Here is a 25114-nt window from a genome sequence, read left to right on the forward strand (position 1 = left end):
AAGGAGCAGCGGCATCTCCTACTACTGCTCGACGATAGAGGGAGGCATCGCGCGTTGCGACCCGGCCTTCCCGAGTCGCACGCGCGCAACATCCTCATTTGCCAGTAGTTGGTTTCTGGGCTTTCGGAACAGCGGGCTTGGCGGTCTTATCGTCGCTACGGCCATAGTTCACGACACCGGGCCTGGTCGCCGAATCCTTGAACGTCCTAACCCCATCGGGGTTCCAGGTTTCCTTCACCTGAGCGCCGACGCTCTTGTAGTACTCGGCCAGTTCGTTGGCATCGTTGATGATCGACCATTTGCCGCGGTCCACCATCGCTACCGGAAACTCACCCGGCCTAGCCACCACGCCCAGAAGCCCTCCATCCTTTTTGACTTTGCCAGCTTCGTTTTTGAGCATGTAGCTGGAAAAGTTCACTTGCGGACCGTGCCGAATCACGTTGTGCTCGATGGCCTCGACGGGACGATTCTTGTCGACTGCGGCAACCGATCGATTGATTCCACCCATGATCGAGCGTTCGGTTTTGGACCCGACCAACGGCGTATGCGGCCGGCCCGCCCCGCGGAACGTCAGCATGTCGTGCGCGTCGTAGTCTCCGGTGAACGGCAGCGCCTGCCAATTCGCCTTTTTCTTGAGCGCGCTCAACGATTCTTCCAGCCGATCCATGTCGATAGGATAGACATTGCCATCGACCGCGTCGCCAAGGCCGTGTTCGCTGCTGAGATAGATCCCTTTGAGTTTTCCGTTCTTGTCCCAATGGCCTACGTAGCCTTCGATTCCGGCATCGCGCACTTTCTGCATTTCAGGAGAGTTTTCCCCATAAGCCTTCGCCATCGACGACGATTTGATAGTTTTTTCGAGGATGTCGTGTCCTTTCGCTGCAGCGCCTTTTTCAAGAGCCGCCAGCGTAGCCGGGCCGGCCGCTCTGAAACTGATCGCAAAGTTGCCTTGGCGCGAGGCCTCTTCGATCGCCAGCCGATGCTGCGGAGTCACGAATTCCCGCTCGACCTGCTTGATGATCGCACGGTCTTTCGGTGCGCTCGCGCTCGACCCACTTTCGGCCGGGCGTTTGTGCCCGGTTTCAGTCGTACCCGCACCGGTCTTCGACTTCAGCGGCGGGTAAGAAACGCCCGTGCCCGCACCGCCGCCGATACCCGTGCCCCGCTGCAAGGGCTCCGGACGCGCAGGGCTGGAAACACCACGGCCGAATGCCACTTGCGTCGTCTTCGGCGCTCCGACCCGATCGGGAGCGCGCTGACCACGCCCTTCCGCCGGTTTCGAAGCGCTCGCAAAGCCAGCACCTGCCTTCACAAGCGATTGCGAACCTTCCGCCTCCACCTTAGGGGCTTGTCCAACGCTGTCGGGGAAACTGCTCGCGTCATACGGAAGCGCCGTGACCTTGATGATTCGCTTTATTCCATCCTTCTTGCCTTTAGAAGTATCCGATAACGGTAACGATTCACGCTTTTCCATGAATTTCGGGTTCCCGGGAACAAGTACTTCATCGATGCGCAACTTCGTTCCCGGCGGCATCAACACCTCGTCTTCGCCCTTAAACGCGGCGACCGCCCCTATATCACGTGCAGCGTGCCCCGGCGGCAAATCGATTACCAAAATGGTGTCATTAATCCACGATTTACTCGGCGAGGTGCTCAGAAAAGATTCCGAGGTAACAATACTTCCCTCACTCATGTAAGAGCGCTTCAAACCCTCCAGTCCAGCCGTATCCAAAGCCAAACCACGATACGTGACCTCCAGCCCCTGCGGCGGCGGCAGCTTCAGCATCGCCCGTGTCATATCCCCCAAGAACGCGCGCGCTGCACTTTCAAATTCGGCTGAATTAAGGGGAGTATCGTTGTCATCCAAATAGCCCTTCGACAGCAGCATATCTCTCAACGCCGACGTATTCTCTTGTCCGCGCAGGAACTTATTGATAGGCGAGTAGCTCTGACCGGAATACGTCCGTATCAATGCAGCGTCATTGTCCGTCAGTCCCGTCATTCCCTGCTTTTCCGCCTCCCGCTTCGTCGCGGCCGCTTCCGCTTTCTTTTTGCTGGCAGCATCTGCCATCAACTTCGCAAAGTCCGCCCCGCTCGACGGCGGCGGCGGCGGCGGCAGACCTGCGGCCAGCGGCGGCGCAGACGCGCTCGCGTCGCCGCCTCGGTCGGACTCGTCAGCCGACGTATCGCTCGGCCTGCCCAGTCCGCCGGTCTCGACCCGACGCTTTTGCCCGCCATCATTCAGACCCACACGACCATCGTAGCCCTTGACCGGCACATCGATGCCGCGCGCTTGCAGGCCTCGGCCCACATCCTGCGCCAAACCCGGACGGGTGCAACTGCCGGTATCACAGCCCACGGTATTCACCTTGGCCAAGTCCACCGGCGCGCGACCGTCTTGCGACAACTCGTCGCGCAGTCCGGTCACTTCCTGCACCAATCCAGCCGCGTCCAGCCCAGCCAAACGCTTGCTGCTCGTGCCGCCTCCGGCACCATCGCCATGGCCGAACAGTTCGAGTTTGGTCCGGCCGCCGTCGGGGTGCAGCTTGCCGGCCACGACGACATGGTTGCCTTGCGCGTCGCGCTCCATCAGCACACTGTTATCCGGGTGCTTTTCGAACGCGCGCCGCGCCGACTGCACGCTGATCGCGTCGCCTGGCTGCAAATTTACGAGCACACGCTGGTCGTACTTGTCCGTAGGTTTCGAGGCGCCGCCCGTCCGCTTGCCGGCGTCTTCGGGTCGTTCCGCCGGAGCGAACGGATCGCAGCACACTCGCTCCCTGCGCAAGTCGCGCATCGCATCGAACCCGCGTTTAACCGCCTGATCCAACAACGCCTTCGTCTTGGGATCGTTCTTGAAACCGTCGAAATAGGCTTGGTAGTCCGCTTTGAACTTCGAAGCGTCCGGCTCGACAGTTTGATGCCCGTTGAGGATGCCGTGCTTCGCCTTGCCTTCGGTCTGGTTCAGCGTCCACAGCATTTCGTGCAACGAGTGCCCGCCGTCGTAGGTGAGGAACATTCCGGCGGCCAGCATCGCGTGACGAGGATCGATCTGTGCGCCCTTCTTGTTGGCTGCATCCACCATATGGACGATCAGGTTGGTCGAGCCCGACACCCCCGAACCGAATGGAATGCCATTTTCCAGTTCGAGCATGGCCGCGGTAGTCGGCTTTTCGCTCTTGTGCGCGCCCGACAACTCCCTCAAGCGCTCGCTATCCGGATAGATCGGTTCGTTACTGAGAGTCGGCCGCTTGGAGGAGCCTCCATCGGCGGACGTACCAGCCGCTGGCGGTTGATGGGCCAACGTAATACCCGCCATGCGGCCCGAGGGTATTACCTTCTCGCGAATGTCCGGCGGCGCGGCATTTGCGGCAAGCTGCGTGGAACGCTGGCCAATCTTGAGGATATTGCCCGGATCGACCCGTCCAACCGAGGACTGAATAGCCCCGTAGTTGTCGTTCGCCGTCCTCACGCCGGGCAACTCGATACTCCCGCTACTGCCACTTTTAAGTTCGGTGGCCAATTTGACTGCCAAGAACGGGCGAGCGATGACGTCCAAGCCGTCCTGAACCGGCTTGTTCAGAATCGTCTTCAATAGCTCCTTACGGCGCGCCACCACCTTGTCATACGCATCCGGATCCGCCGGAGACGTGAGCGAAAGAAACTCTTTGTACTCCGGATTCTTCTTTTCGAACTCGGCCATCCAGAAGCGCCGGTTATCGCTCTTGTCGAGCGTGCTACGCAAGGTCTCGATTGCTCTATCGAAGTTGCGGTCGCTTTCCTTTTCGGCGATGGACTTCCACAGCGCGGCTCCGAACTGCTCCATAGACCGCTTGACGTCCTCGGGTGGATTGCGCACGAGATGATCGACCATCGCAGTCTCGAAGGTGCGCCCGTAAACGTTGTCGAATAGGCGCGTCGCCGGCGGCTGCTGATCCCGGCCGTATTCAGCAAGTTCGCCATCCAAGCGCGCAGCCAGATCCTTGAGCTTCCGGCCTTGCGGAACCTCGCCACTGCCCAGAGACGTCACTGCCTTCTCCAACATCGACCGTACGTCGCCAGTTTTTAGGTCGTGCTTAAGCCACTGACTTTCTGCGTCGGCCAACAATCCTTCCAATGACTTGCGAGCCGGACCAGACGGCAGTTCGCTGATCGTCTGCTGTACCCCGGACATCCAGTTGGTCATCACCTCGGTGGGCACCCGAGCCATATCCCGCGGCGCCGGATTGGTCGGTTTCTGGAACTCCGCAACGGATTTTTGCAGATCGTGCGAAATCGCAGCCAATTCCCGCTGCGAAGCCTTCTTCTGGAAGTCATTCGACACCAAAGCGTCGACCCGAGACTTCAGCGTTTTGAACGCATCATCGTCGGACAGCTTTTTCTGATGGCTCTCTAGGATCCGACTCCATGCTTGTTCGGAATTCTCGCTTTCCGCCAAACTCTTGATTTCGGCGGTCAACGACTTCCACTCTTGTTCCAAGCGCTCCTTAGCCTTGGCCTTTGGGGCCTTATCGATCGAAGATTGCGGTGCGCCTTCCAGCATCGAAGCAAGAACCTCCGCTCGCTCCCTATCGACAGCGGCCTTCTCGAACTCCTTAGTCTGAACCGCGCCCAGCCGTTGCTTCAATTTGGCCAGTTCGGCGTCGGGCACGCTCGAACGGTAACGGTCCAATTCGTTTCTCACCACATCGTCGCTAAGCACTTTTTGCCCGCCATCGGCATCGGTCCGGCCGTCACCGCGACGATTACGGCCCAGCCCGCCCTCTTCAACCGGACGTTTGTGCCCGGTCTCGGTCAGCCCAACACGGCCATCGTAGCCCTTGACCGGCACATCGATGCCACGCGCCTGCAGGTCTTGGCCCACGTCCTGCGCCAAACCCGGACGGGTGCAGCTGCCGGTATCGCAGCCCACGGTATTCACCTTGGCCAGGTCCACCTGCGCCCGACCACCTTGCGACAGCTCGTCGCGCAGCCCTGCAACTTCCTGCGCCAGCCCGGCTGCGTCCAGTCCGGCCAGACGCGTGCTGCCCGCTCCGTCTCCGGCGCCATCGCCGTGGCCGACCAGCTCGAGCTTGGTCCGGCCGCCTTCGGCACGTAGCTCGCCTTCCACTACGGCGTGGTTGCCCAGCGCGTCGCGCTTGATCAACACGCTATTATCCGGATGCTTGTCGAAGATCCGCTTCGCGGACGCCTCGCTGGTCGCGTCGGACTCCAACTGCACGATCACGCGCTGATCGTATTTGTCCGTCGGCTTGGCCGCGTCAGCGGAGTCCTTGTTCACCGTCGTCAGCGATTGCGAACGGCCCGCTTCCACCTCAGGCCCCTGTCGATCATCTCCATTCGCTACCACCGAACGCGCAGCGTCCGACTGCGCTACCTCGGTATCGGCGCCATCTACGGCACGGCCGTTCGGCGAATCGGGCACTTCTGCCAGATTCGTGCGTCCCGTCTCCTGGTCGTTACCCACCCTGCCTCGGCCTCGCTCACTGCCGCCGGCACCGTCGGCGCTCTCGGCCGCGCGCGGCGCCTGCGTCCGCGATAGAGCATCGCCAGCGGCCGATCGAGAACGGCCGTCACCAACAGCAGGGCTGGCAACCCCGTCCGGCTTCGTAGCAACAGATTCGCCGCTGGACCTGCTCGGCGCATTGGGAACCACTGCCGGATTCGTGCGGCCCGCCCGCTGATTGTCGGCCAATCCGATGCGACCTCGGTCGCCGCCGCGGGTATCGGTGCTTTCGGCCACGCGCGGCAGTTGCACCTGCAACGAAGCATCGCCGGCGACCGACTGAGAACGACCGTCGTCCTGAGCAGGGCTCGTAGTGCCGTCCGGTTTCGCAGCTACCGATTCGGCTTCGGGTTTGCGCGGAGCAGTCGCTGCATCGTCCGCTTTGCGCGAAGAGCGACTTCCGTCCGACGCGCCGCTCTTTCCGCTATCCGAAGAGCCGATCTTCTTTCCCAGTGATTCTTTTACGTCGCCCACGCCGATGGTGATGCCGGCGGAGTTTCCGGCGATTTTCCTATCTTCGGTGACGGTTTCGAGCTTTCCAGCGTCTGTATTGACCCTGCCTCGAGTGCCGCCGGCCGCGTTGACGCTTAAGCCTGCCAATGTCGCATGCTGAGTGGCCTCGTAGTGCACTTGATCGACGCGCTCGATCGACAGGTCGACCGACGCCAAACCGGTTTTGCTGATACCTCCGCCGCCGCCGCCGCTGCCGCCGTCCTTATGCCGTGAGTCCTGCAATTCTTCGGCCACGATGCGCCCAGCGACGTCGAGACTTCCGCCGCCGTTCTCGTCGACCAGATGCCCACCTTTGAGATGAACGTTGCCACCGACCTTAGCCACCAGGTTTTTCGATGCCTTGATCCCCGACTGGGTATTGGTCAGCGCGCTGTTGTCGTAGTCCGCCCCGCCGCCGCCGTTCACCGAGAACGTGGGTGCGACGATGCTCTGCGTCGTCACGGCCGCGCCCACGGTAGCGCCCCAGTTGCCGGTCTCGTGCCGCATCTGGCTGGTGTCTTGGACAGACTCGACCTTCAGATTGCGGCCGACATCGAGCGTGACATCGTCCGCCTCGACCGTTGCGCCCACCAGCGCGGTATCGCGCTTGGACTTCAGCGTGACCGAGCCACCATTTACTTGGGTATGGGAATAGCTGGCACCGGATTCGACCGTCTTGTCGATACTGCCCTGATAGCCCGTAGACAAGCCAATCCCGGCGCCGCCCGGCGCCACCGACGCGCTGGCTTCGAGCAGAGTAACATCGTGAGACTGAGTCGTACTTTCCGAATGCGTGGTGGTCTTGGCAGCGCCCAGCTTGATATCGCGAGCCGAGTCCAACTCCACCGACCCTTTTCCGCCATCCAAAGTGACGCCACTCAAGGCGATATCACCCTGAGTGCTCTTGATCTTGATATTGCCGACGATCGAGCTGGTGTTCTCGCTTCGGGTCGAAGACTTCGACGTAGTTTCTTCGTGCCTGATCCCTACTTTCGTGGAAGAGGCGGCAAGATCATTGAACGCCAGGTTGGTCGCATCGCCAGCCGCCTGGAGTGCGGTCAGACCGGGGTCGACTTCCATGCCCTCCTTGGTCTTGTTCGCCAACGTCATCGATTTTCCGACTGTGTCGGCCACCGAGCTTTGAACCGAGCTGCTCAGACCGGCGAAAGTATTTTTGGTTTGGGTGCTACGCTCGTCCACGTCCTCGTACTTCGTGGTCTTGACGTCGGCCGCGACGATGGAGATATCGCCGTTGACACGATTGTCTCCCTCGCCCTTTACCGCGCGTATATCGGCGCCGCCCAAATCAGCGGTGCCGCCGGCGATCACATCGAGTTTGGATCCGAAGTTAAACTTGGCATTGCGATTCTTGACCGTATCGTGCGTGGTCGTTTCCTCTACACGCTCGTAGCCGATCCGGGCACTGCCCAGCTCTCCGGTTATCACCTTATCACTGCCCGCAGACTGGTTCTGCGGCGTCGCCACGGCGACCTTGGGGCCATCCAGGCCCCACTCGGCGCCCGCGCCATAGCCGCCGATACCTCCCTGCACGCCCACCACCAGACCTTCTTTGACGACCTTAGTTTCGGTATGACTGTAGTCTTGCGACGTCTTCGCCGTCGAATTCCGTCCGGCCTTGAAGGTGCCCTGGTCGGCCGCGTATTCGCCTCCTTCCAGCGCTATATCCCGACCGGCCTCAACCTTGAGCGTGCTGCCTTCTCCGCTCGCGACGATTTGGGTGCCCTGAGCGATCGCGCTCACCGTCTTGGTGGTTTCGCTGGAGGAGCCAAGACCAAGGAAACCAGCACTGCCGGTCTTATGCTGAAGCCGGGATTCAACCTCGTGGATATCGCTGGTCAGGACATCGTTGCCCGCCGTCAGCTCGATATCCTTGCCGGTTATCCGTGCCGCTTGCAACTTAATGTCTTTGTCCGCCTGAATAGACACTCGGCCCGTGGCATCGACAGCGCCCTTGTCCGCGACGATCAAGTCGCCCTTGTCGTTGTAGGTAGTTCGGGCCTGGCTGGCGAACGAGCCTTCTGTCTTGACCGCCACATCGGCCGCCGCAATCGAGGCGCCCACATTGGTGACGTCGCCCTTCGCGGAAATTTCGATCTTCCTACCCGCGCGAATTCCGCCATCCAACCCCATGCCCGACGCGTTGTCGACCGTCGACGTGGAATCGATCTTCACATTACCACGCGCAGATATCGAACCGTTGACGTTCGAAACACCGCCGGCGTCAGCGCTGATGCGTACGTCCTTGCCTGCGGAAACGCCGGCTACGCCATCGGCACGCCCTTCCTTGATCGCCGTCAACGTCTTCGATGCCAGATATAGCGTCGGCACTAGCACGTCTTGACCGTCGACCTGCGTCGCGACCAGCCAGACGATATCGCGATCAAGTTTGTCCAGCTGCGCCCGGGTCGGCTCGACCCCGACCGTCAAGCCGATAGCGTCGTCGACCTGGCCGGCATTGAACAGCAGCTGTTGGGCCAGACGCAGGCCATTGGAATGGTAGTAGGAATTGAGGAATCCGCCGGTCAGCCGCTTGACCTGCTGGTTGATCAGCTCGTTGATCAAATAGTTGTCGCCAATCACGCTGATCGTGCGGCCCGGGTTGTATCCGACTTGCTGGAAAAAATACTCCGAACCGTAGAACTGGCTTTGATCGATGAACGGCAGTCGCGTTTCATAAAGCGGATAGATGCCCGGATCGGACTTGGCGGCCTTGTCGGGACTCTGCGCGCGATTGGGAACGAACTTCTTGGCTCCGACCCCGCTCAGCGCGTTTTTCCACACATCCGCCGGCCGCAAGGATTGGATCAACTCGCCCAGATTGACCGCCACGGCGAAGTTGCCTTCCACCGTCTCCACTTGCCGGGACCCGACGGAGACAGTTAACGGCTTATTGTTTTCGCGCTTGGCGCCGTCGCCATTGATGAAGGCCCCACTGCCATCGGCGTGCAGAACGCTGCCGCCGGCCGCAATGGTCGCCGGCTTATCGGCCGTAAACTTCAGCGGATCCTTGCTTGCGACATTTCCCTTGAACGCATTCCAGCGCTCAATCAGCGTATCGTAGTCTACGGCCCTCCAATCCGGTCCGAAAACCTTGGATAGCAGCTGATTGTAGACCGGAATATCTTCGAACTGCTGGATCGCATAATTCACCTCGCGCGAGTCCCAATTAATCCCAGCGATGCCGAGACCCTCGCTCCATTCCTTGGAGTAGATATTGTCGAGCAGTTCCCAAAGGCTATTGAATTCCTTGTTTCCCCGCTGCTCCAGCGCTTTCACCTTAATTTCGATGTAAGTCTCGCGCTGCAGATACTCCTGCAAGCTCACCTGACGCATCACGCCGATGTTCTCGACGGTTCCGCCCACATGCAGATCGTTACCAGACAGGATCTGGCCGCTGTTTTTGACCGTCGCAGCCTTGCCTTTCTGCGCGGCTTGATTCAAGCGCATCTCTCCACCGGCTTCGATGACGCCTTGAGCCGTAACCTTAATATCGGAGCCCAACGTCTCTAGCCCCTTCCCTTTGTCGACGAAAGTGCCGTTGTAGGTCTGACCGATAGAAAGTTCGTACTTGTCTTTGCGGATGGCATTATGGTAGTCGATATGCTCCTTTCTACCTCTCGACTCCCCAGTGACTTTCACCCCGCCCGAACTGGTCACTTCGTTCTGTAGCCGCTCGGCGTCGATGGCGATATCGCGCTTAGCGACGATACGACCGCCCGCGGCATTCGTCACCGCCCGGGCATCGATCTTGACATCGCGCAACGCCTCGATCTCGGCGCCCGACTCGTTCCGCAGCTCGTCGCTGCGCAACTGGATATCGCCCTTCGCCCACAACAAGGAGCGGTTCCGGATGTCGCCGGCCGAGTTCAATGCGATATCGCCGCCCGAGAGGAGACCGTTATCGAGGTCGATGTCGCCGGCCGCATTGATGCGTATATCGCCGATGTTCTCCAGATCCCGGTCCGCGCTGTAGCGACCAACGTTCAGGGTCAAGGCGCCATGGGCCGAAGGGGCCAGCGTCGTGCCGGTCAGGCGGAAGTCCCCGCCGCCGCGAAGGGTCAGCTCGGCGTTGCGACCGCTGACGATCTTGCCGGTATTGGCGTACGAGCCGGCGTCCAACGTCGCGTCCTGGCCAGCTTCGATAGTCCCTTGCGTTTGATTGTCCAGTGCGGCGGCGCTGAGCTTGGCATCAGTGCTCGCCGCGATGCGACCGCTATTAGTCAGTTGAGCAGCCTTAGCCATAACTCGGTCGGCGCTCAGCTCACCGCTGTTATGAATGAGGTCCGCCGTCACGCTCAGCCCATCGGCCGCCTGCAACGCGCTGCCGGGCCCGGTGTTATCGACTCGGGCCGCCGCAATATCCAAGTTGCCGGCCGCAACAGTACCGCGACTGTTATTACGCAACGCCCGAGCAGCAATGGAAATCCGATCGGTCGCGGCGATCGTTCCGCCCGTATTGGTGATGTCGCGCGCCGCTCGAAATTGAGCGTTTCCGGCCGATTGCAAAGTCGCCTGATCGTTGACGATTTCGCCACCATCCAGACTGGTGGACTCGCCCGCCGCGATTATTGCGCCTTCTGCGTTCGTGATCGAGCCAGCGCTCTTCAGGTCAATGTACGTCGCCGAGACCGTACCCTTCTCTCGATTTTCTATTGAACCCGCCGTCGCGCTTACGTTCTTAGTCGCGCTGATTTCGGCCGCTTGATTGTAGAGTTCGCCCGTCGCGGTAATCGATACGCTGTCCGCCACGATGCCGGAACCATTGCTGTTTCGCACACCCGCACCTGACGTGATCGCGAGCGCCCCAAGCGAGCCTATCGTAGCCTGATCGAAATTGGTGACGCCGGACTTGGCAGAAACCGTCGCCGCCTTGGCGCCGAACAGCTTCGCCCTTCCGCTATTGCTCACCGCGCCCTCTCGGCTGGCGACAACGAGTTCGCCCGAAGAGGCGATAGACGAACCACCTTCGTTGACGACCCCTGCTGTAGCGGCGACGGTCGCGGTCTTGTCGGCCAGGATGCGACTCCCTCCGATGTTGTTCAACGTACCGTCGCTATTGATGTCCAAACGATCGCTGGCTTCTACCGAGGCGCCGCTATCGTTGTAAACACCGGCTCCAGAGCGCATATCCACTTTCGCTCCAGATATAGTCGCCCCGTCATTGCGCAGTGCGCCGCCGGCGCTCAGGGTCACGTCGCCACCGCCCCACACGGCCTGATCGGAATTGACGAGGTCGCCGCCCACATTCAAGCTGGAACGCACGCCGCCGTACACCTGCGCAAGCGCGCCGTGATTCAGCATCTGCGCCGCGCTCAGGCTCAAATCGCCTTGGGACAGCAACTGACCTCGATTGTCCACCTGGCCCGAAGCCGAAAGCGACAGGGCATCCACGCCGCTGACCACGCCCGTATTGGTCACGCTGCCAGCACGCACATTCAACGCCGCACCGGCCCTCACTTGACCGGTATCCGCGTTGTCCAAGCTACCCAGGACGAAGCCGGCGTTCTGCACGCTCTCGATCCGCCCGCTATTCACCAAGCCGGCCGCGCTTACCTGCACACCCGCATCGGCAGCGACGGTCGCGCCACGCTCGACGACAAGGGCCCCATCGGAAGAGATGTGAATATCGCCGCTGGACGTGATTGTTCCGGCGTGACGAACCCCAAGACCCGATTCGGTGCTGATCAACTGCACCGCCGAGCCGTGCATCGCACCCACCGCCGAGCCGCTGATGGCGTATTGCGGCGCGCCTTCGACCGCGCCATCCGCTAGTTTGCGCACTTCGCGCGTCCCGACGTCGTACGCGTTCAAACCCGCTGCAAACTTCAGTTGCGCGTCGCCTGCGACGGCGCCATTGAGCTCGATGCTCCTGGCGACAACGTCGAAGAATCGCAGTCCGGTCGTGTTGACTGGGCCCGCGATATTGACCTGCCCACCGCCGACTTCGAACCCAGCGCCGGCCTGAATCGGCCTGCCCGTGGTCAGAAGCAGGCTATTGGCATTAATCGTGGACAGGCCGTTGACGTAAAGGCCGTTCTGATTAGCGATGAGCAGATCCGCCGACTTGCCAAATACTTCCAATGCGCCGCTAATGCGCGATGCTTCATTACCGGTGACTTCTGCCAGAATCGCATTTGCGGGCCTGGACAGATTCGGATTATTGATCGTGTACCCGCCGATCTTCGAAACCCCATCCGCCTGGCTATTGTTGAAGACGACGCCGGGAGCGGAAACGTCGAACCGCGTGAACTTGTTGTGCGACAGTCCGCTCGCGTTAGGATCAACGATATTGATCAACGCGGTGCCGTTCGCGGTGTTTGATACCGACGGCGCGGATGCGCCAGCAGTTTGGTCTGGCGTCGCCTGCGCGAGCACGCTCCCCGGCAAGTGGCAAGCCAGCGCCAGCATTAGGCACAGAGCGCGCGGAACGAAGGCCCGCCCAGCCCCTCCGGCCGAACTCTGGGGCGATTTCTTCGCGCCGCAGGTTATTTCCGCGACGGGAATCAGGGCACCGGTTCGGATGTCGAAAATGAGGCGGTAGAGCTTGGCGTTCATATATCACCTGGTATGAGCATGCTTTCGGTCCGTCTTGCACGGGATTCGATTAGAATTTCAAATTTGCGGTCATATACACGACCGCCTCGTCCGGATAGCCCTTGGGCCGATCCACGGGTTTGGCATAAGACAGCGACCATCTGGTCATTGCGGTTTGCCCTCTGATTCCGATTACCGCGCCCGATAGACGCTCGGATGGGCGGCCGCGATCCTTGGCGACGCCTAAATCGAAACCGACGAAGGGTGTCAAGCGTCCTTTTGCGAGAGGCAGTTCCAAAGTGTTCGACAGATATGCGCCGCTGTCGCCATACACCGTGCCGCCCTTGAATCCGCGCACGGTGAATTCGTCGCCCAGGGTCATTTTGTTGGCCGCCAGAAGAGGCCCGTCGCCGTACTGCCAGCCCCCACGCGCGGCGTAGTTGAAGGCCGCGCGCCCTTGCCAAGAACGCGACCAACTGAAATTTCCCGATATTTTGTCGTACAGCGCCGGCCGGATGCCACGCACATCGGGCTGAGTGTCGTTCGCGCCCAGCCAGCTCAATCCTTTTCCATAGGCGACATCCAGGTAGTAGACGCCACCGGCGAGTTTTCCGACGCGAGTCAGGCCCAACGAGATATCGGTGTACTTGCGACTGTTGACGTCGAGCCGATAGCCGTCGATGAAGTTTTCGTTGCTGCGCTGGGCGAGCCGCGCGAAAAAAGTGTACTTGCCGGTCTGCTCTCGACCGAAAACCCGTTCGACCTTTAGGCTATTGTCTTCGGAACGGCCGCTCGACAAATAGCGCCCGAAATTCCCGCCGATAAGTCTTTTGTATTCCGATCGGGTGTGACGCAGTTCGAAGTCCCAGTAGCCCAACGGCACGGTGCCGTACGCGCTCCAATTTTTTTCCTGGTCCGGGCCTTCGCGAAAGTAGCGCTGACCGTAGCTAACGCCCCAGAAGTCGCTACCCGCCCCTTTGAACATCAGTTCGGCATTCACGCGATAGCGCCCGGCGTCATGATCTCCGGTTCCGGAGTTATCGAGCCCTACACTGAAGCCCCAGGGCTTCGAACGTCGCTGCGCGATATTCAGATACGAATACGAAAGCGTTTCCGCCGGCACGATATCGATCGTCGCTGCGCCCAAGCCTCCGTTAAGAATCTCTACGGATTGATCGATGTCGCGTATATTGAGTTTGCGTCCGGTCGTTTTCGGCAGCGTCGCCAGCAACAAGCGTTGTCGCCAGGTTCGCGCCGGAGCGCCATCGATTCGCCAGCCCTGCACCTGCCCCCAGTTCACCTGAACTTGCAACAGGCCCGACTTTATGTTTTGCCGATTCAAAGTGACCGTAGTGGTCACATAGCCCATTTGACCGTAATAGTTCGTCAGATCTCGGACCAAGGCCAGCATCTCACCTGCGCCCATGCGGGTGTTTTCATAGCGCGCCAGTACCTTATCTCTAGCTGCCGATGCCTCCGGATCTCCAATCACGATGATTTTGGTTATTAGGAAGGCCGCCCCACCTTCGCTTGCAGTTCCCTGACGCTGGGACGTCTCCGGCACAGGCCGCTTTTTCTCCTCGTCCAGTTGCCGCTGGATGTTCTCTTCCAGGCGTTGCCGTTCAAGGCGGTTGCGCACCGCATCGAGTTCATTGGGAGGCGCCATGCCGTGCGATTGCGCATAGCAGATCGGCACTGGCAGCAGCCAGATTCCGCCAATCACCAATGCACGGACCTTTGTTTGGAATTTTCGCCTAGAAGGAATCATGTGAGCCTCGAGTCCATCTGTCGCTCACGCCCGACAGCGTATGCGCAATGCAGTCCGACGCTGGAGAGTTGGGACTGCGTTGCCGGCGAGCACGCCGGAATGCGCACTTTTCGGCGCAGAGAGGGGATGCAATGGACGCAAATCCGAACATGCATCACAATTTAGATGCCTTCTATTGGCACCTCCATCGGCAAAGTTCCTAGACGATCGTTTTCGCGAAGCGGCCGAACTAAGACATGTCTTATTTGATCCATTTCACACATTTTTTTGCTGTCGTGCTTATCTCGAAGGCCCGCAAGTCCCCCAACCTCTCTGGGCATCTTTCTCTAAGCGTGAAGCGTGGCGTTGGCCGATGGCGATGCTCGCCCTTTTGCTCCCGCCCAGTCCCTGGACCAGCCCATGCTGACGGCTCGAACAATCATTACGATCTCGATTCAATAAGGAGCAGTCCGACTTGACCTCAGCTCTCCGAGCTGCGCCAACGCATCTCGCCTACGCCATAGACAAGCTGCAGACAGCTCACCGACGGTCTCGCAGCCGTCGAGGCGGCTGCTAGCCCTGGAAGCTGAGAGCACTCTCGCTAGCAAGGTGACTGGCCAAATATTGCGCAGCCGATGCCGACTCGGCCTAGCCACCCCGCCGGGCGGCCACCCCACCCGGACTGGCATACTGTCACCCCGCCGGCGCCCCGCGCCGCCCCGTTCATCGTCCAACGCCGCGCTACGTGTCCGCTTCCGAATCCTCCGCCCGCAATAACGACGCCCATACCCCGCTGATGCGCCAGTTCTTCGCCGCCAAGGCGGAGCACCCGGACGTATTGCTGTTTTTCCGCATGGGCGATTTCTACGAGCTGTTCTACGACGACGCGCGCAAGGCGGCGCGGTTGCTCGATATCACCCTGACCCAGCGCGGCGCTTCGGCCGGTCAGCCGATTCCGATGGCCGGGGTGCCGCACCATTCGGCCGAGGGCTACCTGGCGCGCCTGGTCGCGCTGGGCGAATCGGTGGCGATCTGCGAGCAGATCGGCGACCCGGCGCTGGCCAAGGGCATCGTCGAACGCAAGGTGGTGCGGATCATCACCCCGGGCACGGTCACCGACGAAGCCCTGCTCAACGAGCGCCGCGATACGCTGCTGCTGGCGGTGGCGCGCGGCAAGCACGGTTACGGCGTGGCCTGGGCCGATCTGGCCGCGGGCCGCTTCCTGGTCAACGAAGTCGCCAGCGAGGACGCGCTGGAAGCCGAGCTGGCGCGGCTGGAGCCGGCCGAACTGCTGGTCGCCGACGAGGACGGCTGGGCGCCGTTCGTGGCCGAGCGCACCGGCGTGCGCCGGCGGCCGCCGTGGCTGTTCGACAGCGACAGCGGCCGCCGCCAGCTGCTGCGTTTCTTCGGCCTGCACGACCTGTCCGGTTTCGGCCTGGAAGACAAGCCGCTGGCGATCGCCGCGGCCGCGGCCTTGCTCGGCTATGTCGAGGAAACCCAGAAACAGCGCCTGCCGCATCTGACTTCGATCGCGATCGAGTCCGGCGACGGCGCGATCGCGATGAACGCCGCGACCCGGCGCCATCTGGAACTGGACAGCCGCATCGACGGCGACAGCCGCACCACCCTGCTCGGCGTGCTCGACAGCACGGTCACGCCGATGGGCGGGCGCTTGCTGCGGCGTTGGCTGCACCGCCCGCTGCGCGATCGCGACACGCTGCGCCATCGCCATCAGGCGGTAGCGACGCTGATCGAATCGCGCGTCGGGGACGAGGTGCGCGAGCGCTTCCGCGCGCTCGGCGACCTGGAGCGCATCCTCTCGCGCATCGCCCTGCGCAGTGCGCGCCCGCGCGACCTGTCGACCCTGCGCGACGGCCTCGGCCTGCTGCCGGACGTGCGCGGCCTGCTCTCGCCGCTGGACGCGCCGCGGCTGGCCGCGCTGTGCGCCGAACTCGGCGAGCACGACGAGCACGCGCACCTGCTGGCGCAGGCGATCGTGCCGCAGCCGCCGGTGCTGGCCCGCGACGGCGGCGTGTTCGCAGCCGGCTACGACGCCGAACTCGACGAACTGCGCACGCTGTCGACCAACGCCGACCAGTTCCTGGTCGACCTGGAAACGCGCGAACGCGCCAGCAGCGGCATCCCGACCCTCAAGGTCGGCTACAACCGCGTCCACGGCTATTACCTGGAAATCAGCAAGGCCCAGGCCGACAAGGCGCCGACCCACTACACCCGCCGCCAGACCCTCAGCAACGCCGAGCGCTACATCACCGAAGAACTCAAGCAGTTCGAGGACAAGGTGTTGTCGGCGCGCGAACGCGCGCTGGCGCGCGAGCGGCTGCTGTACGAACAGCTGCTGGACGCGCTCAACGAACGCCTGGAACCGCTCAAGCGCTGCGCCGCGGCGCTGTCCGAGCTGGACGTGCTGTGCGCTTTCGCCGAGCGCGCGGCGAGCTTGGACTGGTCGCTGCCGGAATTGAGCGAGCAGCCCGGCCTGCGCATCGAACGCGGCCGCCATCCGGTGGTCGAGGCGGTGCGCAAGGAACCGTTCGAACCCAACGACCTGATCCTCGACGAGGCCAACGGCCGCCGCATGCTGGTCATCACCGGCCCGAACATGGGCGGCAAGTCGACCTACATGCGCCAGAACGCGCTGATCGTGCTGCTGGCCCACATCGGCAGCTTCGTGCCGGCGGCGCGGGCGACGATCGGCCCGATCGACCGCATCCTGACCCGCATCGGCGCCGGCGACGACCTCGCCCGCGGCCAGTCGACCTTCATGGTCGAGATGAGCGAGACCAGCTACATCCTCCATCACGCCACCGACCGTTCGCTGGTGCTGATGGACGAGATCGGCCGCGGCACCTCGACCTACGACGGCCTGGCCCTGGCCGAGGCTTGCGCGCGCCATCTGGCCCACAGCAATCGCGCCTACACCCTGTTCGCCACCCACTACTTCGAGCTGACCGCGCTGGCCGAGCCTGGCAACGGCATCGCCAACGTCCACCTCGACGCGGTCGAGCACGGCGAGCAACTGGTGTTCATGCACGCGGTCAAGGACGGCCCGGCCGACCGCAGCTTCGGCCTGCAGGTCGCGGCGCTGGCCGGCCTGCCCAAGTCGGTGGTCAAGCAGGCGCGCGGACGCCTGGCCGAACTGGAACAGCAGGGCCGCGACACGCCCAAGCCTTCGTTCGCCCAGGCCGCGCTCGACGCGCCGCAGCAGTTCGGATTGTTCGCGCCGTCCTCGGCCGCGCTCGACGCGCTGGCCGCGGTCGATCCGGACGAACTCACCCCGAAGCAGGCGCTGGAAGCGCTGTACCGGATCAAAGCGCTGAGCTGAGCCGCCGCGCCCGGCTTGGCCCGGGCGGGGTTTCGCCTCCTGCGTTCGCAGTCCCCGGCGCGCGGCCACCGCTACACTGATGCCCGGAACGGACACCGGAGCGCTCGTGGAAGCCTTGTTATTCGTGGTCGGCGTGGTCGCCGGCCTGATTCTCGCCCGTCTCTACCGAACGCCGCCGCCGGCGAATGCGCAATCGGCCCTCGCCGCAACCGGCGACGCCGGCGACGACGACACCGCGCATGCCAGCGCCGATGAGGGCGAGAACGGCGATGCCACGGCGCCGGTCGCGCAGACCGGCGAGGAAACCCCGCAGGACCGCCTGTTCGCGCTGATCCGCCGCATCGATGCGGTCGACGAACGCATCCAGCGCCCGCAGGACCTGCTCGCCCTGGCCGAATTCCACCAGGGCGCCGACCTGCTCGCCGGCGAGGCCTTCAGCGCCGAGGAACTGCTGCGCCATCTCAACGGCAGCGGCTACGTGCTGCAGTCGATGATCGCCAAGGCCCTGCCGCGACGCACCGACGTGGCGCTGGACGCGGTCGTCGACCACGCCGGCCAGTTCGGCGGCTATCCGCTGCACTTCCTGCTCGAACACCTGCAACGGCAGCCGGACGCAAGCGCCTTGCCGCGGCTGATGCGGTACGCGCAGGCCTGGTGGTGGGACTTCGCCCCGACCCGGCAACAACTGCGCGACTACCTGCAATGGGCCGCCGCCTTCCCGCCGGCGCCGGCGCCCGAGGGCCTGGACGAACTCGACGAACAACAGGCCGCGCACTTGCGCGAGCTGCTGCAGAAGTTCCAGTCGCCGCTGCTGCAGCCCTTGCTGGACCGGCTCGACGGCATCGCCGGCGCGCGCCGCGAGACCCGCGTGCTCGGCGCCTTCGGCCGGGTCAATCCCAGCCCCAAGCCGGCCGTGCGCATCGTCCACGATGCGCTGGCGCAGCAATTGCAACGCCTGCGCGAGTCCTTCGACGGCGACGGCGGCGGCTCGGTGCTGGTGGTCGGCGAACACGGCGTCGGCAAGACCGTGCTGGTCGACTTGCTGGTCGAACGCCTGCAAGGCGACGGCTGGCTGGTGTTCGAAGCCTCGGCGGCGGAGGTGCTGTCCGGGCAGAGCTACATCGGCGAACTGGAAGGGCGCGTGCGCGAAATGCTCGCCGTGCTCGACCGCCGACGCGCGCTGTGGCGCGCGCCGGAGTTCTTCGACCTGCTGGCCAAGGGCGCGCACTCGCGCGACCCGCGCGGCCTGCTCGACCTGGTGCTGCCGGCGATCGAGCGCGGCCAGCTGCGCTTGATCGGCGAGGTGACCCCGCGCCAGTTGGCCGAACTGTTGGTCGCGCGTCCGGTGATCAAGCATCACTTCGAACTGCTGCAGCTGGCGCCGCTGGACCCGGCCGCGCTGGCGCCGATCGCCGGCGAATGGGCGCGCCTGGAAGCCGCGCGCCTGGGCCGCGAAGTCGCCGACGAACGCACCCTGGCCGAAGCCGCGCGCATGGCCGCGCAGTACTTCCCCGAGCAGCAGGAGCCCGGGCGCCTGCTGCGCCTGCTCGGCGACGCCCTGCAGGGCGCGCTGAACCAGCAGCCGCCGGCGCTGCCGCTGGACGGCGAGCGCCTGTTGGCGACGGTGGCCGAACGCAGCGGCCTGCCGCTGGACATCGTCGACGACCGCCAGAGCCTGGACCTGGAGCGGCTGCGCGGCTTCTTCCGCCAGCGCGTGCTCGGCCAGGACGAAGCCGTCGACGCCCTGCTCGACCGCATCGCCCTGCTCAAGGCCGGCCTGATCGACAGCGCGCGGCCGATCGGCGTGTTCCTGTTCGCCGGCCCCACCGGCACCGGCAAGACCGAGCTGGCCAAGGCGCTTGGCGAGCTGCTGTTCGGCAGCGACGAGCGTCTGCTGCGGCTGGACATGAGCGAGTTCCAGTCCGAGGACTCGGCCTGGCGCCTGACCGCCGACGACGGCGGCGGCAGCGGCGGCGTGCGTTCGCTGACCGCGCGCATCCGCGAGCAGCCGTTCTCGGTGGTGCTGCTGGACGAATTCGAGAAAGCCCACCCCAAGGTCTGGGACCTGTTCCTGCAGGTGTTCGACGACGCCCGCCTCAGCGACCGCAGCGGCCACACCGCCGACTTCCGCCACAGCATCATCATCCTCACCAGCAACGTCGGCTCGACCATCTCGCGCAACGCCGGCCCCGGCTTCACCGCGGTGCGCGGCGGCTACTCGCGCGACGCGGTGGAGAAGGCGCTGTTCGAGACCTTCCGTCGCGAGTTCATCAACCGCCTCGACCGGGTGGTGCTGTTCAACCCGCTCGACCGCAGCCTGATGCGCGAGATCCTGCACAAGGAACTCAAGCGCGTGCTGACCCGGCGCGGCCTGCGCAACCGCGACTGGGCGGTGGAATGGGAGCCCTCGGCGATCGAATTCCTGCTCGACCGCGGCTTCACCCCCGATCTCGGCGCGCGCCCGCTGCGCCGGGCCATCGAGCACTACCTGCTGGCGCCGCTGGCGCGCAGCATCGTCGAACACCGCGCGCCGCAGGGCGACCAGTTTCTGTTCGTGCGCAGCGCCGGCGACCGGCTCGAGGTGCAGTTCATCGATCCCGATGCCTCGGCGCAGACCGCCGCGGCCGGGCGCGACCGCGCGACGGCGGCGGCGCTTGGCGATCTGCGCGACCTGGTCTATTCGCCGGCCGCCGGCACCGAGACGGCCGCTCGCCTGGACGCGCACTTGCAGCATCTGGAAAACGCCGTCGACGACGGCGACTGGAGCGCGGCCCGCGACGCCGACTACGCCCGCATGGCCCAGGCCGAATTCTGGTCGGCGCCCGATCGCCACGGCGTGCTCGACCGGATCGAACGCCGCGACCGCATCGAGAGCGCGCTCGACACCGCCCGCCGCCTGCACCGGCGCCTGCACCAGGACGGCGGCAACGACGAGTTCGCCGGGCGCCTGGCGCAGTTGCTGTTCCTGCTCGACCCGGCGGTCGCCGCGCTGCGCGCGCAGCGGCCGCAGGACGCACTGCTGGAAATCGACGCCGACGCGGCCGCGCAGCAGCGCCACGGCGCCGAGCTGCGCCTGTGGTGGCAGCGCCTGCTCGGCATGTACCTGGCCTGGGCGCAGCGGCGCAATATGCGGGTGGAAGTGCTGCGCCAGGATGCCGAGCGCTGCCGGGCCTGGCTCGCGGTCAGCGGCTTCGGCGCCTACGACCTGCTGCAGGACGAATCCGGCCTGCACGTCTACGAAGAGCAGGACGATGGCGTGACCCAGCGGGTTTCGTTGTCGGTGCAGGTCGCGCCCGACCTGCCCGGCCGCGCACGCACGCCGCAGGCGGCCGGCGACGGCGAACGGCGCATCGTCCGCCGCTACCGCCACGCCCCGTCGCCGCTGGTGCGCGATGGCGTGCGCGGCTGGCGCAGCGGCCGTCTCGACCGCGTGCTCGGCGGCGAGTTCGACGTGATCCAGAACGGTTGAGCCGCGACGGCGCGGCGCGCGGCGGACGCGGACGTCCGCCGCGCCGGTACATCAGCCGGTCTCGCAACCGGCCAGGCACTCGCGGTAGGCGCGGCTGCAATGGGCGCTGCTGCCGCCCGGCGGGACCTGCGCGCGGCAATCGTTCATCAATTCCTGGCAGGCGCTGTAGCAGTCGGGGTCGTAGGCCAACGCGGTGGCGCCGAAGCCCAGCCCGAACACCAGCGCGACGAACGCCGCCCGGGTCGCATCGATACGCTTCATTCCTGATCTCTCCTTAGACAGGGTCGGACGCCGGCCGGCGCCCGCGCCAGTATCGGCACCCGCCGCACCGCGATCCGCGACCGACTGCGCGGCCTGCGACGACGACGCGGCGACGCGATTCCCGCGCACGGTCACATCGCCGCAAACGCGGCGCTCGCATCATCGCCCGACGACGCGACCCGGCAAGTGTGCTCTGTCATAGCCCAGCCCTATCGGATACGTCGAAAGGATCGATTTCACATCGAGATCGCGCCGCCCTATCGTCCCGTTGTCCCCAAGACACGGACCGCCAGCGATGAGCCAGCAGGACGCACAACGTGTGTTTGCCCCGAACGCGGCTGTCGCCGTCGCTACGTGCTGCGCCGCAGCGAAACGCAGCGCCGCCGCGTCTATCGACGTCCTCCCTCCCCCCTCCTAGAACAACCGCGAGCGCGGCGTGCCGCCCGCTCGTCGGCGTCCGCTGCAACGATTCCCACCGTCGTCCCTTCACCGTCAAAGGCCTACACCATGTCGACTGAAAGCAAATGCCCGTTCAACCACGCCGCCGGCGGCGGCACCTCCAACCGCGACTGGTGGCCGAACCAACTCAACCTCAAGATGCTGCACCAACAGGGTCCGCAGTCCGATCCGATGGGCGAGGAGTTCGACTACGCCGCGGCGTTCAAGAGCCTGGACCTGGCCGCGGTGAAGCAGGACCTGCACGCGTTGATGACCGATTCGCAGGAATGGTGGCCGGCCGACTTCGGCCACTACGGCCCGTTGTTCATCCGCATGGCCTGGCATAGCGCCGGCACCTATCGCATCTCCGACGGCCGCGGCGGCGCCGGCGCCGGCCAACAGCGCTTCGCCCCGCTCAACAGCTGGCCGGACAACGGCAACCTGGACAAGGCGCGCCGCCTGCTGTGGCCGATCAAGCAGAAGTACGGCAACAAGATCTCCTGGGCCGACCTGATGATCCTGGCCGGCAACGTCGCCCTGGAATCGATGGGCTTCAAGACCTTCGGTTTCGCCGGCGGCCGCGCCGACGTGTGGGAACCGGAAGAACACGTTTACTGGGGCGCCGAAACCACCTGGCTGGGCGACAAGCGCTACAGCGGCGACCGGGTGCTGGAAAACCCGCTCGGCGCGGTGCAGATGGGCCTGATCTACGTCAATCCGCAGGGCCCCAACGGCAATCCCGACCCGATCGCCGCCGCGCGCGACATCCGCGAGACCTTCGCCCGCATGGCGATGGACGACGAAGAGACCGTGGCCCTGATCGCCGGCGGCCACACCTTCGGCAAGACCCACGGCGCCGGCCCCGAGTCGCACGTCGGCCGCGAGCCCGAAGGCGCCGAACTGGAGCAGCAGGGCCTGGGTTGGGCCAGCAGCTACGGCAGCGGCCTCGGCGGCGACGCCATCACCAGCGGCCTGGAAGTGACCTGGACCAGCACCCCGACCCAGTGGAGCAACGGCTTCTTCGCCAATCTGTTCGGCTACGAGTGGGAGCTCAGCAAGAGCCCGGCCGGCGCCCACCAGTGGGTGGCCAAGAACGGCGCCGGCGCCGACACCATTCCCGACGCCTTCGACCCGAACAAGCGCCGCGCGCCGACCATGCTGACCACGGATCTGTCGCTGCGCTTCGACCCGGCGTACGAAAAGATCTCGCGCCGCTTCTTCGAAAATCCCGACCAGTTCGCCGAGGCCTTCGCCCGCGCCTGGTTCAAGCTGACCCACCGCGACATGGGCCCGCGCGCACGCTACCTCGGCCCGGAAGTGCCGGCCGAAGCGCTGATCTGGCAGGACCCGGTGCCGGCCGTCGACCACGCGCTGATCGACGAGCAGGACGCGGCGGCGCTGAAGGACAAGATCCTCGCCTCCGGTCTGCCGATCGCCCACCTGATCTCCGCCGCCTGGGCCTCGGCCTCGACCTTCCGCGGCTCCGACAAGCGCGGCGGCGCCAACGGCGCGCGCATCCGCCTGGCGCCGCAGAAGGACTGGGAGGTCAACCAGCCGGCGCAGCTGGCCAAGGTGCTGTCGGCCCTGGAAGCGATCCAGCGCGACTTCAATGCCGCGCAGTCCGGCGGCAAGAAGGTCTCGCTGGCCGACCTGATCGTGCTGGCCGGCGCGGCCGGCGTCGAACAGGCGGCCAAGAACGCCGGCGTCGCGGTCAAGGTGCCCTTCACCCCGGGGCGCACCGACGCGACCCAGGAGCAGACCGACGTCGATTCCTTCGCCGTGCTCGAACCGGTCGCCGACGGCTTCCGCAACTATCTCGGCGGCAAGTTCGGCGCCAGCGCCGAGTCCTTGCTGATCGACAAGGCGCAGCTGCTCAACCTCAGCGCACCGGAACTCACCGTGCTGGTCGGCGGCCTGCGCGTGCTCGGCGCCAACGCCGGGCAGAGCCGGCACGGCGTGTTCACCCATCGCGCCGACACGCTCAGCAACGACTTCTTCGTCAACCTGCTCGACATGGGCACGGTGTGGAAGGCGACCTCCGACGCCAAGGACAGCTTCGAAGGCCGCGACCGCAAGAGCGGCGAACTGAAGTGGACCGCGACCCGGGTCGACCTGGTGTTCGGTTCGCACTCGCAGCTGCGCGCGCTGGCCGAGGTCTACGCCAGCGGCGACGCCAAGGAGAAGTTCGTGCACGACTTCGTCGCCGCCTGGAACAAGGTGATGAACGCCGATCGTTTCGAGCTGGCCTGATCGGGCCGCGACGGCGGGCGCGCTCATCGCGTCCGCAGCGCTTCCCCGTCGCGGAGCCGTGTCCGCGACCTCCGACGCCCGGCTCCGGCCGGGCGTCGGTTTTTCAGTCGACGCGAACGCCATCGATCATCGTCGAATGCCCGTCCATCGGCCGACTAATGTGCCAGCGAAAAAAAACCGCAAATCTCACCCCGCGCTCACTGGCGGGCGCTAGCATCTGGATTCCTCGCAACGGACCACCCCGATGAGCGCTTCGCTGACCGACGATCTCCTCAACCAACTCCAGGGCCAGCCGCTCGCGCAGCTGGGCAGCCAGCTCGGCCTGTCGGGGCCGCAAACCCAGAGCGCAGTCGGCGCGGCGCTGCCGTTGCTGCTCGGCGCGCTGGGCCGCAACGCCAGCCAGCCGCAGGGCGCGGAAGCGCTGTTCGGCGCCCTGCAACGCGATCATGCGGGCGGCGGCGGCAGCGGCCTGGACCTAGGCAGCGTGCTCGGCGCGGTGCTCGGCGGCGGCGGCGGCCGCCAGACCGACGGTGCCGGCATCCTCGGCCACATTTTCGGCGGCCGCGAAGAGGCCGCGGCGCAGGGCCTGGGCCAGAGCACCGGCCTCGGCGGCAACCAGGCCAGCGCCTTGCTGAAGATGCTCGCGCCGATCGTGCTGTCCTACCTCGCCCAGCGCATGCTTTCCGGCGGCAATCAGGCCGCGGCCTCGCCGCAGCAACTGGGCCAGGTGCTGGGCCAGGAGCATCAGCGCATCCAGCAGCAGGACGCCACCGGCGGCCTGCTCGGCGCGGTGCTCGACCAGGACGGCGACGGCCAGCTCGGCCTCGGCGACTTGCTCAAGATCGGCGGCAGCCTGCTCGGCGGCAAGCGCTGAGCCCCGCCTTCCGGCGCCCGCGCCGGAACTTGCCGAACGGCCGCCTTGCGCGGCCGTTCGCGCATCTGCGCGGCGCATGATCGGCTCGGCACGGTGCTGAAGTTTCTGGAGGCCGGCCGGCGCGGGCATGAGGGCCGGGGAGCGCGCAGGCGAACGAAAAGCGCGGCGAGCCCTGCCTACCG

Annotated in this window: 7 protein-coding genes; 4 read left to right on the plus strand and 3 right to left on the minus strand. The window is 64.6% G+C overall.

The annotated features are described in order from the left end of the window. Positions 1–94 precede the first annotated feature (94 nt). Both V2J18_RS14195 and V2J18_RS14200 read right to left on the minus strand, forming a co-directional pair. Positions 95–12574 (minus strand): C80 family cysteine peptidase, encoded by a 12480-nt coding sequence (locus V2J18_RS14195; protein WP_336132078.1) that lies wholly within the window; start codon positions 12572–12574, stop codon positions 95–97. A 49-nt stretch (positions 12575–12623) separates the two neighbouring features. Beyond that, positions 12624–14321 (minus strand): ShlB/FhaC/HecB family hemolysin secretion/activation protein, encoded by a 1698-nt coding sequence (locus tag V2J18_RS14200; protein ID WP_079248386.1) that lies wholly within the window; start codon positions 14319–14321, stop codon positions 12624–12626. Positions 14322–15096: 775 nt separating this feature from the next. On the opposite strand from V2J18_RS14200, the gene mutS reads away from it, so the two are divergent. Together mutS and V2J18_RS14210 are read left to right on the plus strand one after the other, a co-directional pair. Next, the gene (mutS, locus tag V2J18_RS14205) at positions 15097–17640 is read left to right on the plus strand and encodes a DNA mismatch repair protein MutS (protein WP_336133116.1); all 2544 of its coding nucleotides are present in this window, start codon (positions 15097–15099) and stop codon (positions 17638–17640) included. Positions 17641–17746: 106 nt separating this feature from the next. Continuing rightward, the gene (locus tag V2J18_RS14210) at positions 17747–21109 is read left to right on the plus strand and encodes an AAA family ATPase (RefSeq protein WP_336132079.1); all 3363 of its coding nucleotides are present in this window, start codon (positions 17747–17749) and stop codon (positions 21107–21109) included. Positions 21110–21160: 51 nt separating this feature from the next. Here V2J18_RS14210 and V2J18_RS14215 read toward each other — a convergent pair whose 3' ends face one another. Continuing rightward, entirely contained in the window at positions 21161–21370 is a 210-nt protein-coding gene (locus tag V2J18_RS14215) for a hypothetical protein (protein WP_064750158.1), read from the minus strand. A gap of 507 nt (positions 21371–21877) precedes the next feature. Between V2J18_RS14215 and katG the strand changes: the two genes are divergently transcribed. Both katG and V2J18_RS14225 read left to right on the plus strand, forming a co-directional pair. Beyond that, positions 21878–24058: a catalase/peroxidase HPI gene (katG, locus tag V2J18_RS14220; protein ID WP_336132080.1), complete on the plus strand. Its 2181-nt coding sequence runs from the start codon at positions 21878–21880 to the stop codon at positions 24056–24058. Between the two features lie 244 nt (positions 24059–24302). Further along, positions 24303–24932 carry a DUF937 domain-containing protein gene (locus V2J18_RS14225; RefSeq protein ID WP_336132081.1) on the plus strand — a complete coding sequence of 210 codons (630 nt, stop codon included), beginning with the start codon at positions 24303–24305 and terminating at the stop codon, positions 24930–24932. Positions 24933–25114: the final 182 nt, after the last annotated feature.

The sequence above is a fragment of the Lysobacter firmicutimachus genome (assembly GCF_037027445.1).
GTDB lineage: Bacteria > Pseudomonadota > Gammaproteobacteria > Xanthomonadales > Xanthomonadaceae > Lysobacter > Lysobacter firmicutimachus.